Source organism: Isoptericola sp. NPDC057191 (assembly GCF_042670225.1).
GTDB lineage: Bacteria > Actinomycetota > Actinomycetes > Actinomycetales > Cellulomonadaceae > Isoptericola.
On sequence record NZ_JBHUWC010000098.1, the window covers coordinates 1 to 14478 of the forward strand.

Annotated in this window: 14 protein-coding genes; 7 read left to right on the forward strand and 7 right to left on the reverse strand. The window is 74.4% G+C overall.

Annotated features, from left to right (window positions below; genetic code table 11):
• Nucleotides 1–87: 87 nt before the first annotated feature.
• Both ACFT55_RS12880 and ACFT55_RS12885 read right to left on the reverse strand, forming a co-directional pair.
• On the reverse strand, nt 88–939 hold the full coding sequence (locus ACFT55_RS12880) for an ABC transporter permease (protein ID WP_380244230.1): 852 nt from the start codon (nt 937–939) through the stop codon (nt 88–90).
• The gene (locus ACFT55_RS12885) at nt 936–1898 is read right to left on the reverse strand and encodes an ABC transporter ATP-binding protein (RefSeq protein WP_380244231.1); all 963 of its coding nucleotides are present in this window, start codon (nt 1896–1898) and stop codon (nt 936–938) included. Before ACFT55_RS12885 ends, ACFT55_RS12880 begins: the two co-directional genes overlap by 4 nt.
• Nucleotides 1899–2008: 110 nt before the next feature.
• Between ACFT55_RS12885 and ACFT55_RS12890 the strand changes: the two genes are divergently transcribed.
• From ACFT55_RS12890 to ACFT55_RS12900, 3 genes are read left to right on the forward strand one after another with little or no spacing between them, the layout of a single operon-like run.
• A complete protein-coding gene (locus ACFT55_RS12890; protein ID WP_380244232.1) occupies nt 2009–2857 on the forward strand; it encodes a TetR/AcrR family transcriptional regulator in 849 nt (282 codons plus the stop codon).
• A gap of 32 nt (nt 2858–2889) precedes the next feature.
• Nucleotides 2890–3159 carry an HPr family phosphocarrier protein gene (locus ACFT55_RS12895; protein ID WP_380244233.1) on the forward strand — a complete coding sequence of 90 codons (270 nt, stop codon included), beginning with the start codon at nt 2890–2892 and terminating at the stop codon, nt 3157–3159.
• On the forward strand, nt 3156–3776 hold the full coding sequence (locus ACFT55_RS12900; protein WP_380244234.1) for a vitamin K epoxide reductase family protein: 621 nt from the start codon (nt 3156–3158) through the stop codon (nt 3774–3776). The genes ACFT55_RS12895 and ACFT55_RS12900 overlap by 4 nt, the downstream gene beginning before the upstream one ends.
• A gap of 48 nt (nt 3777–3824) precedes the next feature.
• Here ACFT55_RS12900 and ptsP read toward each other — a convergent pair whose 3' ends face one another.
• Nucleotides 3825–5498, reverse strand: coding sequence for a phosphoenolpyruvate--protein phosphotransferase (gene ptsP / locus ACFT55_RS12905; RefSeq protein WP_380244235.1), 1674 nt, complete (start codon nt 5496–5498; stop codon nt 3825–3827).
• On the reverse strand, nt 5495–5626 hold the full coding sequence (locus tag ACFT55_RS12910) for a hypothetical protein (RefSeq protein ID WP_380244236.1): 132 nt from the start codon (nt 5624–5626) through the stop codon (nt 5495–5497). The genes ptsP and ACFT55_RS12910 overlap by 4 nt, the downstream gene beginning before the upstream one ends.
• Nucleotides 5627–5865: 239 nt before the next feature.
• On the opposite strand from ACFT55_RS12910, the gene ACFT55_RS12915 reads away from it, so the two are divergent.
• Both ACFT55_RS12915 and ACFT55_RS12920 read left to right on the forward strand, forming a co-directional pair.
• Nucleotides 5866–6702: a GntR family transcriptional regulator gene (locus tag ACFT55_RS12915; RefSeq protein WP_380244237.1), complete on the forward strand. Its 837-nt coding sequence runs from the start codon at nt 5866–5868 to the stop codon at nt 6700–6702.
• Between the two features lie 148 nt (nt 6703–6850).
• Nucleotides 6851–7312 (forward strand): PTS glucose transporter subunit IIA, encoded by a 462-nt coding sequence (locus ACFT55_RS12920; protein ID WP_380244238.1) that lies wholly within the window; start codon nt 6851–6853, stop codon nt 7310–7312.
• A gap of 101 nt (nt 7313–7413) precedes the next feature.
• Here the strand turns inward: ACFT55_RS12920 and ACFT55_RS12925 are convergent, their stop codons facing one another.
• Nucleotides 7414–8487 (reverse strand): hypothetical protein, encoded by a 1074-nt coding sequence (locus tag ACFT55_RS12925; protein ID WP_380244239.1) that lies wholly within the window; start codon nt 8485–8487, stop codon nt 7414–7416.
• Nucleotides 8488–8577: 90 nt separating this feature from the next.
• Here ACFT55_RS12925 and ACFT55_RS12930 point away from each other — a divergent pair, with 90 nt between their 5' ends.
• On the forward strand, nt 8578–8751 hold the full coding sequence (locus ACFT55_RS12930) for a hypothetical protein (protein ID WP_380244240.1): 174 nt from the start codon (nt 8578–8580) through the stop codon (nt 8749–8751).
• Here ACFT55_RS12930 and ACFT55_RS12935 read toward each other — a convergent pair.
• Nucleotides 8737–10956: a YhgE/Pip domain-containing protein gene (locus ACFT55_RS12935; RefSeq protein ID WP_380244241.1), complete on the reverse strand. Its 2220-nt coding sequence runs from the start codon at nt 10954–10956 to the stop codon at nt 8737–8739. The genes ACFT55_RS12930 and ACFT55_RS12935 overlap by 15 nt on opposite strands.
• Nucleotides 10953–13880 carry an MMPL family transporter gene (locus ACFT55_RS12940; RefSeq protein ID WP_380244242.1) on the reverse strand — a complete coding sequence of 976 codons (2928 nt, stop codon included), beginning with the start codon at nt 13878–13880 and terminating at the stop codon, nt 10953–10955. The genes ACFT55_RS12935 and ACFT55_RS12940 overlap by 4 nt, the downstream gene beginning before the upstream one ends.
• A 153-nt stretch (nt 13881–14033) precedes the next feature.
• Between ACFT55_RS12940 and ACFT55_RS12945 the strand changes: the two genes are divergently transcribed.
• A partial coding sequence (locus ACFT55_RS12945; protein WP_380244243.1) for a TetR/AcrR family transcriptional regulator occupies nt 14034–14478 on the forward strand: 445 nt, incomplete at its 3' end.

The following is a 14478-nucleotide window of genomic DNA, read 5'->3' on the forward strand; positions in this document are numbered from 1 at the left end:
GGGGTGTGGGGGGACCCAAACCGCCCACACCCGGGCCGCAAATCCCCGCCTTTTCCGAACCCACAACAGGCCCCGGGGGGGAGAGGGTCAGACGGTCCGGCGGGTGGCGCGGATGCCGACGACGAGGCCGACGGCGCAGGTGACGACGGCGGCGACCAGCCCCCAGAGCACGGCCAGGTCGGAGAACGTGCCGCCGAAGAGCACCCGCTCGGCGTCGACCATGTAGGTGAGCGGGTTGAACTTCGCCGCCGTCTGCATCCACGAGGGGCCCGACTCGAGCGGCAGCATCATCCCGGACAGGATCAGCAGCGGGAACAGCAGCGACTGCTGCACGCCCCAGAACAGCCACTCACGGTTCTTCGCCGCGAGCGCGAGGGCGTGCGACAGGGCGCCCACGCCGACGCCGAAGACGCCGAGCAGCACCAGGCCGGCGAGCGCGGGCAGCACGTAGAACGTGAACCCGAACGGGATGCAGACCACCGCGATGATCAGCCCCTGCACCAGCAGCGGCGCGAACTCCTTGAGCGCCCGGCCCACGAGGATGGCCGACCGGTCCAAGGGGGTGGCGAGGACGCGCTCGTAGGAGCCGGTCATGACCTCGTAGAGCAGGTTCGACCCGGTCATCGACGTGCCGAACAGCGAGATCATCACGATCACGCCGGGCACGAACCACTGCAGGGTGTCGGCGGTGCTCGCGCCTCCCCCGCCGACGCCGCCGCCGAACGTGCCGGTGAGCAGCGGCCCGAACAGCCCCAGGAAGATCAGCGGCTGCAGCAGCGAGAAGATCAGCGTGAAGGGGTCGCGGAGCACCAGCAGGATCTCGCGCGTGAACACGGCTCCGGTGTCCGTGACGAACTTGCCGGGGCCGGAGCGCGTGACGATGCGCGGCGCCTCGTGGGCCGCCGCCGTGGGGGTGGTGGTGCGGGTCTGCTCGCTCATGCTGCCGCCTCCTCGCGCAGGCTCCGGCCGGTGAGGTTGAGGAACACGTCGTCGAGGCTGGCCTGGCGCGCGCTCGCCGACGTGGTGGTGATGCCCGCGACGCGCAGGGCCTCGATGACTCCCGGCAGGGTGTCCGCACCCTGGGCGGTGGACACCCGCACCCGCAGCCCGGGGCCGTGCTCCTCGAGCTCGACCTCACCGAGGCCCGGGGGCAGCGCCGCCCGCACCGCGGCGCCGTCGTCGGTCGCGACCACGAGGGCGAGGGAGTCGTCGGCGTGCCGCCGCTTGAGGACGTCGGGCGCGGCGTCGGCGATGATCTCGCCGTGGTCGATGACGACGACGCGCTCCGCCATGCTGTCCGCCTCGTCGAGGTAGTGGGTGGTGAGGACCACCGTCATGCCGTACCGCTCGCGCATCGCCGAGATGTGGCCCCACAGGTTGGCCCGCGAGTGCGGGTCGAGACCGGTGGTGGGCTCGTCGAGGAACAGCAGCGGCGGGTGGTTCATCAGCCCGAGGGCGACGTCGAGGCGGCGGCGCTGGCCGCCGGAGAGCGACTGCACCGACCGCTTCTCGAGGCCGGTCAGCTCGAGGGCCTCGAGCAGGTCGGCCGCCCGCTCCCGGTACACCTCCGGGGCGAGGCCGTAGAAGCGGCCCTGGTTGTGCAGCTCGTCCGCCACCTTGTAGCTGAAGCCGCCGCCGTTGCCCTGGCCGATGAAGCCGAGCCGTGCCCGGACCTGCGCCGGGTGCGTGACGACGTCGTACCCGGCGACGGTCGCCTCCCCCGCCGTCGGCTCCAGGAGCGAGGTCAGCATCCGCAGGGTCGTGGACTTCCCCGCGCCGTTCGGTCCCAGGAAGGCGACGAGCTCGCCCTCCGCGACGTCGACGTCGATGCCCTTGACCGCCTCGACCGTCTCCTTGCGGCGGCTGAACGTCTTGGTCAGCCCGCGTGCTCGAATCATCTCCGCACCTCTCCCGTCACCGTCTCTCGTACGCTGTACTGGAACTAGTGTCGAGCGTAGCGAGGGGGTCCGACAAGCCCTCGCAGCAAGGGATGGGAGGATGACGACCCATGTCGAGCAATGCACCCGGGCCGGGGCCAGAGGGCGGGGCCGAGGGTGAGGTCGGGCAGACCCCCGCGGACGCTGCCGACGACGTCCCCCGCCCGCCGGAGGTCGTCCGCCGTCTGGCCCTCCTGTGGGACCCGCCGCAGCCGTCGGGGCGCGGTCGCAAGGCGCGCCTGACGCTGGAGGACGTCGTCGGGGCGGGCACGGCGATCGCGGACGCCGACGGCCTGGACACGCTGTCGATGCGCCGCGTCGCCGCACACCTCGGCGTCGGCGCGATGTCGCTCTACACCTACGTGCCCGGCCGGGCCGAGCTGCAGGACCTCATGATCGACCGGGCGTTCGCCGAGCTCGCGCTGCCGCCGGCCGACGCCGCCTGGCGCGAGGGCCTCGCCGCGTACGCCCGGGCGCACTGGGGGCTGTTCCAGCGCCACCCGTGGATCCTGCAGACCAACATGTGGCGGCTGCCGCTGACCCCGTCCGTGCTCGACGCGCAGGAGTGCGGCCTGCGCACCCTCGTCGACACGGGGCTGACGGAACGGCAGGTGGTCGAGATCCTCGGCCTCGTCGACGCGTTCGTCCGCGGCCTGGCCCGCTCCACGGTGGCGGAGGCGGCGGAGAAGGACGCCTCCGGGCAGAGCAACGACGAGTACTGGACCTCGATGAGCAGCTTCTGGGCGGACTGGTTCGACCCCGAGCGCTACCCCACCATGCTCCGCATCTGGCAGGCGGGCGGCTTCGACGCGGAGGCCACCCCGTTCGAGGCCTCCCTGGACCGCCTGCTCGACTCCGTCGGGATGGCGATCGACCGCGCACACCGGACTTTCCCGCCGGACGGCACCCCCCTACGATGAACTGGTCCAGACCACCTTTCCCGGAGGACCCCATGGAACGTACCGTCGTCGTCGCCATCACCGAGGGCCTGCACGCGCGCCCCGCCGCGCTCTTCGCCCAGAGGGCGGGCCAGCAGCCCGTCCCGGTGCAGATCGCCAAGGCCGGCGGCGACGCGGTCGACGCCGCGTCCATCCTCGCCATCCTGACGCTCGGGGCCGACGCCGGGGACGAGGTGGTCCTCCGCACGGACGCCGACGGCGACGACGCCGCGGCGGCGCTCGACGCCCTCGTCGAGTTCCTGTCGCAGGACGCGGTGGCGTGACGGTCCGGCCGGCCCGTCCCGCCGGGTTCTTCCACTCACCGGGCTGGCTCTTCGGCGAGATGCTCGTCGGCGCGCTGGTCGGGCTGCTCGCCGCGTTCGTGCTGTCGGTCGACGCCGTCCACCTGGCGGCGGACCCCACGACGGCGTTGTCGTGCGACATCAACGCCGTCGTCTCGTGCGGGACCGTCGGCACGTCACCGCAGGCGAGCCTGTTCGGCTTCCCGAACGCCTTCCTCGGCCTGATCGCGGAGTCCGTGGTGATCACGGTGGCCGTCGCCGGCCTGGCCGGCGTCCGGTTCCCGCGCTGGTTCATGACGGCGGCCCAGACCGTCTACCTGCTGGGCTTCCTCTTCGCGTACTGGCTCTTCTACCAGTCGATGTTCGTCATCGGCGCCCTGTGCCCGTGGTGCCTGACGATCACCGTCTCCACGACGCTCGTGTTCGCGTCGATGCTCCACTGGAACATCCTGGAGGACAACCTGTACTGGCCCGCACGGCTGCAGTCCTGGGCGACGTCGCTGGTGCGCTCCGGCGCGTTCGGAATCCTCCTCGCCGCGTGGTTCGCGCTGCTCGCCGCCGCCGTCCTGCTCAAGTACGGCGCAGCCCTCTTCGCCTGACGCCGAGGGCGAGCGCGGGCCGCGCTCCCCCTCGGCAGGACACCTGGTCTACAGGCCGAGCGGCTCCAGGACGTCGGCCAGCTCGCGCCGGACCGCCGAACGGGCGGCGTCGGCGTCCGGCTGCTCCAGCGCGACGTGCGCGACCTCGCGGCAGCGCGCGAACGTCACCTCGGAGAGCACCGCCGCGACGTCCGCGAGCGCACGCGGCGTCATCGACAGCGAGCGCACGCCGAGCCCGACCAGCACCGGGGCCAGGACGGCGTCGGCCGCCGCCTCCCCGCAGACGCCGACCGGCCGGCCGCGGGAGTCCGCGCCCGCGCAGGTGGCACGCACCAGCTCGAGCACCGCGGGCTGCCAGCTCGTGGACAGTGCGGCGAGGTCACCCAGCGTCCGGTCCGCCGCCATCGCGTACTGCGTGAGGTCGTTGGTGCCGATGCTGCCGAAGGTGGCGTGCTCGAAGACCCAGCGCGACCGGAGCGCCGCCGCGGGCACCTCGATCATCGCCCCGGCCCGGCGCAGCCCGTGCGACTCGCACGCCGCGACGAACGACCGCGCCTCGTCCGGGGTGGCGACCATCGGCGCCATGACCCACACGTCCGCAGACTCCGCCGCGGCCGCCAGCGCGACGGCCTGCAGCTGGCGGTCGAGCACCTCTGGATGGGTCACGGCGGTCCGCAGCCCGCGGACGCCGAGCGCCGGGTTCGGCTCGTCGGGGGCGGTGACGAAGGGCAGCGGCTTGTCCGCCCCGGCGTCGAGGGTGCGCACCACGACCTTGCGCCCCGCGAACGCGGACAGGACGCCGCGGTAGGCGGCGACCTGCTCGTCGACGGCCGGCTCGACGTCACGGCCGAGGAAGCAGAACTCCGTGCGGAACAGGCCCACGCCCTCGGCGTGCGCGGCGACCGCGGCCTGCGCGGCCTGCGGGTCGGCGACGTTGGCGAGCAGCTCCACCCGGTGCCCGTCGGCGGTGCGGCCGCGGCCGTCGAACTCGCGCTCGACGCGCACGGCGTCGCGGGCGGCCGTCACCTCGGCGTCGGACGGGTCGCGCAGCACGGTGCCCGCGCTGCCGTCGACGACGACGGTCTCCCCCTCGGCGAGGTCGTCGGCACCCCGCACGGCGACGACGGCGGGGATGCCGAGCGCCCGCGCGAGGATCGCCGTGTGCGACGTCGGGCCGCCCCCGCTCGTGACGATCGCGACGACGACCGCCGGGTCCAGCGTGGCCGCGTCGGCGGGTGCGAGGTCCTCCGCGACGAGCACGAACGGGTGCCCCGGCGCGGGCACGCCCGGCGGCCGCACCCCGGTGAGCTCGGCGACGATGCGGTCGCGCACGTCGCGCACGTCGCGGGCCCGCTCGCTCAGGGGCGGGCCCAGCGGCTCGAGCTGCGCGGCGAGCGCGTTGGCGGCGTCCCACACCGCGCGCTCCGGGGTGTGCGCCTCCTCCCGCACGCGTCGCTCGGCGTCGCGGGCGAGCGCCGGGTCGGCGGCCATGGCGGCCGTCACGCCGAGCACGTCCGCGGCCGTGCCCGTAGCCTGCGCCGCCAGCGCGCCGAGGCGCTCCTGGACGGCCGACGTCGCGGCCCCCAGACGCGCCACCGCGTCGTCGGCAGCGGACCGGTCGATCGTCGTCTCCCGGGGCTCCGGGACGGGGTCGGGCATCGTCACGACGACGCCGGCCGCCCGCCCGGGGCCTACCGGGGCACCGGTGAGGGTGGTGCTCATCGGACCGCGCCGCCCTCGACCGTCCCGGACCCGGCGCCGCCCGGCCTCCCGGCGCGCCCGCCGTCGGGGACGCTCTCGGCCAGGCCGGGGAATCCTCGCGTCTGCATGGTCTCTGCGACCGTGGTCATGGTCCTCCTCCGATGACTGGCCCGGGGGGCGGGCGTGTCCTGCAGGGCCAGCATGCTCGTCCGGCGGCGGTGACGCGAGGTCGGTGCGGCGTCGTCGCCGGTGTGACCCGCCCGCCGCGGGCGGGTCGTCGCACCCGGTTGCAGGCACACTGGTCTAGACCTCATGATGTGTCAACCCCGCGCTCCCGTGGGCGGGAGCAGAGGCGGGCCGCCCGGCACGGGGCCCGATACTGGTCCCGATGTCGGACAAGACGCTGATCGATGCCGATCGCAGGGCAGGACAGGACACGACGATGGTCAGGGGCGACGCGCGCAGCGGCGAGCACAAGTACCTCGCGGTGCGTGCGTACCTCGCGGACCTCGTCACGACCGAGCTCGCCGTCGGGGACGCGGTCCCGTCCGAGCGCAGCCTCACCGACAAGTTCGGCGTCTCCCGCATGACCGTGCGCCAGGCGATCGACGCCCTGGTCACCGAGGGTGTGCTCGAACGGGCGCAGGGGCGTGGCACCTTCGTGGCCGCGCCGCGGGCGGACTTCGAGATGCGCCTGACGACGTTCGGCGAGGAGGCGCGGCGCCGCGGTCTGCGGCCCGGGGCCACCGTGCTGCGCTGCGAGGAGCTGCCCGCGCCCACGGTCGTCGCCGAGGCCCTCGACCGCGACCCCGGCACCGCCGTCCACCACGTGGTGCGGCTGCGCACCGCGGACGGCAAGCCCCTGAGCGTCGAGGAGTCGTGGATCCCCGTCGACCTCGCGCCGGACCTGGTCGCCGACGGCGTCCCCGACAGCCTGTACGCCGCGCTGCGCGAGCGCGGCCACGACCCGACGTGGGGCGAGGAGGTCATCACCGCCGCCGACGCCACCGCCGAGGAGCTGGACTCCCTGCAGATGCAGGGGTCGCGCGCCGTCATGCGGACCGCCCGTCGCACGTTCGGTGGCGACGTCGCCCTCATGTACTCCCGGGCCTGCTACCGCGGCGACCGGTACAGCGTCGTCGTCCCGCTGCGCGAGGCGCGGCCCACCCTCGTCCCGCGCGACCGGCCCGCCGGCGACGCGCGGCTCGCGCCCGGCCACCCCTGAACCTTCGCCACCCTGAACCTTCGCCACCGGAACGACCAAGGAGCACCATGAGCAAGGCACAGCAGGTCCTCGACGCGATCGGCGGCGACCCCCACGTCGTCGACCTCGAACCCTGCAGCGCCCGGCTGCCGGTCGAGGGCCTGCGCCGATGACGGCGCTGACCGTCCTCGCCCCCGTCACCGGGACCGTCGTCGACGTGTCCGAGGTGGACGACCCCGTGTTCTCCGCCGGCCTCGTGGGCCCCGGTCTGGCGATCGAGCCCGACGGCGTCCGCGGCGGCGTGGCGGTCGCGCCCGTCGCGGGGAAGATCGTCAAGCTGCACCCGCACGCGTTCGTGCTGCAGCACGACGACGGCCGCGCGGTGCTGGTGCACCTCGGTATCGACACCGTCCAGCTCCGCGGCGCGGGCTTCACGACCCACGCCTCCGAGGGCGACGTGGTCGAGCGCGGCGCCGTGCTCGTCTCCTGGGACCCCGCCGCCGTGCGCGAGGGCGGCCGGTCCGCCGTGTGCCCCGTCGTCGCGCTCGAGGCCACGCCGGACGCCGTCGACCGCCTCGCGCAGGTCGGCACGCTCGTCGAGCACGGCGAGGACCTGCTCACCTGGGCCTGACCCGCTGAGGTAGTCCCGGAGCTGCCGAGGTAGTTCCAGGACTGCCGAGGTAGTTCCAGGACTGCCGAGGTAGTTCGGAACTACCTCGGCCTGTGCTGGAACTACCTCGGCAGCTCTCGGACTACCTCGGCGAGACGTGAGCCCCCTGGATGGGAGGCGAGGGTGACGCCCAGCGCCTGGAGGACGGCGTCGACGGGGTTGCAGTACGTCAGCCCGCTGCCGTCCGCGCCGCCCGTCTCGGAGCCGGCGAAGAGCAGACCCAGGGCGACGCCGTCCTCGCGGTAGACGAGCGACCCGGAGTCGCCCCCGCGCGAGAACGCGCCGCCGACACCCTCGACCTCGATCTGGTTGTCGAACGACAGGACGCCGAGCTCGTCGCCGTAGCCGACGACGACGTCGTCCATCTCGATCGCCGTCACGCGGCCCTGCGTGTGCGCGGTGGTGCGGCCGATCTTCTCGACCGACTCGCCGCCCACCGCGACGGCGGTCGTCGTGACCGCGCCCACCGGGTAGGTGGGGTCCACGTCGATCCCGTCGTCCAGGAGCGCGAGCGCGGCGTCCACGGTGGCGGGCTGCCCCGGGGCCAGCGGCACCACCTGCGCGAGGGTGCCCACCCGGTCCCGCGGCGCACCGCCGCCGTCTGCCGGCCCCGGCTGCACGACGACGTCCCCGACCTGGGCCGCCGGCGAGCCCGCCAGCACGTGGTAGTTCGACAGGACGTACCGCGCGCCGTCGTCGTCCGCCTTCACGACGAACGCACCGAGCGTTCCCGCCGTGACGTCCACGTGCGCGACCGACACCCCCGGCCGCAGCGGGCGCACGCGACCCGTCTCCCCCAGGGCGCGCGCGGTGACGACCGGCGGCCGGGGCTGCGGGGTCAGCGTGCGGATGCGGCCGGTGCGGCGCACGTCCACGTCGTCACCCGCCTCGGCGGCCAGCCTCCGCGCGAACGACCGCGCCGTCGGGACCCCGAGCCGGTACCGCACGGCGACCGCGAACCCGCCGTCGCCCTGCGGCGCGAGACCGAGCGACAGCGTCGGCGCCCGCACGACGTCGGCCGGGCTGGCGTCGTCGCCGACGGCGTACGGGCTGGCCGGCACGCCGTGACGCTCGGCCAGCTCCCGGGCGAAGTCGGTGAGCTGTGCCTTCGTCTCGCGCGCCTGCGTCAGGTCCATGGCGCGAGTCTGCTGCAGGCGTGTGACACACCCCCGTGTCACAAACCGGCGAGTCGGACATCTCTCCCTGCCGTGAGACCTGCAGCAGCCATGCCCGCGGCCCACGACGTCGGCCGCGCGCTGACCTGGGCCCTCGACCACGACCTGCACGCCCTGATCGAGCACCGCCAGGTGGCCCACCTGGGCGTCGCCGCACGCCGTCGCGCCGACGCGCTCCTCGTGCTGCGGTGGCAGCGCGCGGCCGCGAGGTCAGGCGCGCAGTAGCCGCCGCACGCCCAGCCGGCGGCCGCGCGCGGTGACGAGCGTCGCGAGGGCCAGCCCGCCCAGCCCCCACAGCACGAGCAGCGTGACGGCCATCCCCAGGCCACCGGCCGCGGGCACCACCACGGCCGTCAGGGCGTCGCGCCCCGCGCCCACGGGCAGCGCGTCCACCAGACCCTGCAGCACGGTAGGCACGGTCGCCACGATGCCGGTGGCGATGAGCAGGACCGCGATCAGCAGGCTGATCCCGCGGCCCAGGTTGCCCAGCAGCCCGACGAAGCCCTGGTGGACGGCCACGAACGCCACGGACGCGACCGCGCCGACGACGACCGCCCCGACCCAGCCGCCGACGTCGAGGCTCTCGACCGCCGCGAGGATCACGCCGACCGCGGCACCCGTGACCGCGCCGACCGCCGCCGGCAGCGCGAAGGCCCGCAGCGCGAGCCGCACCGAGTCGCGCGTGGAGCCGAGGGCCCCCGCGACCACGGGCGGGAAGATCGTCAGCAGCGCCAGCGCCCCGAGCCACAGCGCCACGACCGCGAACAGCGGCCCGGACGCCCCGGTGCTGATGTCGCTCGCCGACGGTGCCTTCACCGGCTCCGCGACCACCGACGACAGCGTCTTGCGCTCCGCGTCCGTCGTCGTCGGGATCTGGTTCTTCGCGTCGCCGAGCCCGGTGGAGAGGTCGTCCGCGCCCGAGGCGAGGTCCTTGTTGCCGGAGGCGAGCTTGCCCACCCCGGAGGACAGGTCGGTCGCGCCCGACGCCACGCCGGACGCCCCGGTGGCCAGCTGTCCGACGCCCGTCGAGAGCTGCGACGCCCCGCCCGCGAGCTGGTCCGCCCCGCCGGAGAGCCGGTCGGCACCCGAGGAGACGCCGTCCGCGCCGTCCGCGACCTGCGACGCGCCGCCCTGGAGCTTGCGCAGACCGGTGGCGAGGTCGCGGTTGCCGCCCGCGATGCCCGCGACGCCGGTCGCGACACCCTCGGCCCCCGTGGCGAGCTTGTCGGTCTGCGTGGCGAGGGCGTCGAGCTGCCCGCGCGCGGCGCCGACCTGCTGGATCGTGTCCTCGATCTGGGCCGAGCTCGACTGCAGCTGCGTGAGGACGTCCGCGAGCTGCTGGCAGGCGTCGGTCGACGGGTTGACGTCGCACCCGAGCGCGGCGCTCGCTGCCGCCGCGAACTCGCCGGACTGCGCCTGGGCGTCGGTCAGGGTCTTCTTGATCGTCGCGGCGTCGGGGACGTCCTTGTTGAGGGCCGCGACCTGGTCCGCCAGGGCGCGGTTCCCGACGGCCACCTGCGTGGCGCCCGTCGCGAGCTTGTCGCCGTTGTCGGCCAGGTCGTCCGCGCCCTGGGCGCTGTCCCCGATGCCGCCGGCGATGCCGCGGGCGCCGCCGGCCACCTGGGACGCGCCGTCCGCGAGCTGGCGGGCGCCGTCCGCGAGGCCCGCCGCGCCGGACGCGACGCCGGAGGCGCCGGTCGCGGCCGACGTCGCGCCGGCCGCGAGCTTTCCGGCACCGTCCGCGAGCTTTCCGGCACCGTCGGACGCCTGGTTCGCGCCGGTGGCGAGCTGCCCCGCACCGTCCGCGAGCTGGACGGCGCCGTCCTGCGCCTGCCCGATGCCGTCGGACAGGTCGTTGAACCCGACGAGGACGTTGTCCACGTAGGTCTCGGTGAGCGTGCTCGACATGACGGAGGTCGCGGTCGCGGCGACGACGCGGGCGAGCGCGTCGTCGGCCACCCGGCCGCCGGGCGGGGTGCTGACGTCGATCGTGGCCTGCCGCGCGGACGACGGGTCGTCGTTCCCGTACGACGTCGCCGCCGCGGAGAAGTCCTTCGGGATGGTCACGACGGCGGCGTAGGTGCCGTCCGCGAGGCCGTCTGCCGCGGTGTCGGCGTCGGTCAGGGTCCAGTCGAAGTTGGTGGCGTCCTCGGCGGGCTGCGCCGCCTTGGCGCCGTCGGCGGTCTCGCCGCCGCTGACCAGCCCGGACGCGAGCTGACGCCCCAGCGGGACCGTCTGGCCCTGCACCTGCACCGGCTCGTCGAGGTTCACGATGGCGGCCGGCACCTGGTCGAGCCGGTCCTGCGGGTTCCACAGGGCGGCGAGCAGCAGCCCCAGGATCATGAGCGGCAGCAGCGCGACGGCGGCGACGCTCCACGGGTTGCGGCGCAGGGCGGCGACGCTCGTCGGGGTCGGGGTCGTGCCGGTCATGCCTGCACCTCCTGCACGTGGGTGTCCTCGTCGATCGTGGTGGGACCGGTCGCGCCGGGCCCGTCGTGCGACTCCTCCGGTCGGGACGCCGGGTCGTGGGTCGGCACGGGCGGGGGCACGTCGGCCCCCGTGAGCACGCTCGGCGCGCCGAACCCGGCACCGACGTCCAGCACGGGGACCTCGCGGGCCGTCGTCCCGCCCAGGTGGACGCCGTCGAGCAGGTCGGTCGCGGCGACGCCGCTGGCGCCCAGGAGCACGGCCGTGCCGCCGTGCTGCGCGCGGGCCAGCGCGGCGGCGAGCGCCTCGCGGGCGGGGCGGTCGGCGACGGCGTCGGTGCGGTCGACGACCACGACCCGCGCGCCGTCGCGCACCGCGGCGTCGACGGCCGGGGCGGGGCGGCCGTGCTCGGCCAGGGCGTCCACGAAGGCGACCCGGCCCCGCACCGTCATCGCGCGCTCGGGCAGGACGAGGCCGGTGACCTTGACCGCGCCCGCGTCGGGCGCCATCCGCCCGGACAGCGCGAGCAGCAGCGCCGAGACGGGCGCGGACGCGTCGCCCTGCACGCACAGCGCACCGCCGGCCGGCACGCGGACGCCGACCGGGCCGACGACGGGCGCGCCCGCGTCCGGCCCGTCGGGGCCCGCGACGACGAGGTCGAGGGCGGCGACGGCGTCGGTCGTGTCCGGCTCGGGCCAGGCGGCGAGCCGCAGCTCCTTGGTGATGCCCTCGCCCTCGACGTCGAACGTGGGCAGCACGCGGTCGAGCCAGCGCGGCATGTGCCAGGCCCGTTCGCCGAGCAGGGCGAGGACCGCGGGCACGAGCGTCATCCGCACGACGAACGCGTCGACGGCGACGCCCACGGCGAGCCCGAGCGCGATCGGCTTGAGCGTCATGTCGCCCTCGGGCACGAAGGCGACGAAGACGGCGAACATGATGACCGCGGCGGCGGTGACCACCTTGGCGGAGCCGAGGAAGCCGGTGCGCACCGCGCGACGCGCGTCCCCGCCGTGCACGTAGTCCTCGCGGATGCGGGAGACGAGGAAGACCTCGTAGTCCATCGCGAGGCCGAACAGGACGCCCATGAGGATGATCGGCATGAAGCTGATGACGGGGCCCAGCACCGTGACGTTGAGGGCGTCGGCGAACACGCCCTGCTCGAACACGAGCGCCACGGTGCCGAAAGCCGCGCCCACCGACAGCAGGTAGCCGAGCGAGGCCTTGATCGGCACCCAGATCGACCGGAAGACCATGGTCAGCAGCACGAGCGACAGGCCGACGACGACGAGGCCGAACGGCAGCAGCGCGGCGCCGAGCTTGTCGGAGACGTCGATGCCGACGGCGGTGAACCCGGTGACGGACAGGTCGACGCCGTACTTGTCCAGGTAGTGGTCGTGCTGGTCGCGGATCTCGCTGACGAGGGCCTTGGTCTCCTCGGACGTCGGCCCGCCCTCGGGGATCACCTGGATGATGCCGGTGTCGGCCGTGGGGTTGGGGGTGGACAGCGGCACGTCGGCGACGCCGTCGAGGGTGCCGATCTCGTCGCCGAGCTCGTTCATGAGCTTGACGGGGTCGTTGCTGGTGACGATCGAGCCCGTGACGATGAGCGGGCCGTTGAAGCCGTCGCCGAACTCCTGCCCGACGAGGTCGTAGGTGACGCGTGCCCCGTTGTCCTCAGGCAGCGAGCCGGCGTCCGGCAGCGCGAGACGGAGGTTCGTGGCAGGCCAGGCGAGGGCGGCGATGGCGCCCACGACCAGCACGATCGTCAGGACGGGGAAGCGGGTGGCGCCCCGGACCCAGCCGTCGAAGAACCGGTTGTGGTGCACGCCGTCGGCCGGCCTCTCAGCGGCCCGCGCCGCACGCTTGGCCTTCCCCTTCTTCGGCGCGCGGGCCTCGCGCGCGGCGCGCGGCCGCAGCCGCTCCCCCGAGAAGGACAGCAGGGCGGGCAGCAGCGTGAGCGAGATCAGGACGGCGACGCCGACCGCGACGGCGGCCGCGATGCCCATCACCGTGAGGAACGGGATGCCGGCGACGCCGAGGCCGACGAGCGCGATCATCACCGTGAGCCCGGCGAAGATGACCGCGGACCCCGCCGTCGCGACGGCGCGCGCGATGGACTCGTCGACGGCGAGCCCCTGGCCGAGCTGTTCGCGGTGCCGGGACACGATGAACAGGGCGTAGTCGATGCCCACCGCCAGGCCCAGCATCAGGCCCAGCATGGGCGTCGTCGAGTTGATCGGGCCGAACACCGTCGCGGCGAGCAGCAGCAGCATCGAGACGCCCACGCCCATGAGCGCGTTGACCAGCGGCAGGCCTGCCGCGACGAACGAGCCGAGCGTGATGATGAGGACGACGAGGGCGACGACCACGCCGATCGCCTCGATGATGCTCAGCGCCGGGAACTCGACGCTGAACAGCTCCCCGCCCAGGCTGGCCTGCGCGCCGTCCGGCAGCGCGGCGGCGAGGTCGTCGCTGGCCGCGTGCAGCTCGTCCTTCGTCTCCTCGGTGATGACCGACTGGTCGCCGTCGAGCTGGATGGTCAGCAGCGTGGCGGACCTGTCGTCGTTCACCGAGGCGGCCATCTGGTCGTCGTAGGGCGAGGTGACGGCGGCGACCTGGTCGATCTCGCCGACGGCGTCGACGGCGTCGGTGATCGGGCCGCGCATCGCGGTGTCGTCGATGGTGGAGCCGTCCGGCGCCACCACGATGATCTGCGCGGACGAGCCGCTGACCTGGGGGAACGTCGCGGCGAGGCTGTCGAGCGCGTCCTGCGACTCGGTGCCCGGGATGGTCACGGAGTTGTCGAAGCCCTGGTAGAGCAGCCCGGCGGCGCCGCCCACCACGGCGAGGACGAGCACCCAGCCGATCACGACGAGGCGCCGGGCCCGGGCGGCCCAGCGGCCGAGGGAGTACAGGACGGAGGACACAGGCTCTCCAGGGACGACGGAGCAGGACTCGATACGGCACTGTATCCGATGCAGGAACGTATCCGATACAGGTCTGTATTGGCTACAGTGGGCCCGGTCCGGGCACGCAGCCCGTCCCGCCGCCGGAACCCGGCCGAACCCCAGGAGGACCCCCTGACCACCGAGAGCGCGGCCCCCGAAGACGCTACGGCCGCCGCGGCGCGCTCGCCTCGGCGCGAGCGCACCCGCGAGCGCCTGCTGGACGCCGCCTTCGAGGTGTTCGCGCAGGTCGGGGTGCAGGCCGCGTCCATCGAGGCCGTCTGCGAGGCCGCCGGGTTCACCCGGGGCGCGTTCTACTCGAACTTCGCGAGCAAGGAAGAGCTGTTCCTCGCGCTCACGGAGCGCGAGGCGCGCAGTCACCTGGGCGCCCTCGAGCAGGCCGTCGCCACGGTCGACCCCGCGGCCCTGCAGACGCCGGACGGCTTCCGCTCCACCGTCCGCGAGGTCATCGCGTCGGTGCTGCCCGACCCGGCCGCCAAGACGTCGTGGTGCGTCATGGAGCTCGAGTTCGAGCTGCTCGCGCTGCGCGACCCGCTGGTCGCGCAGCGCTACGTGGACC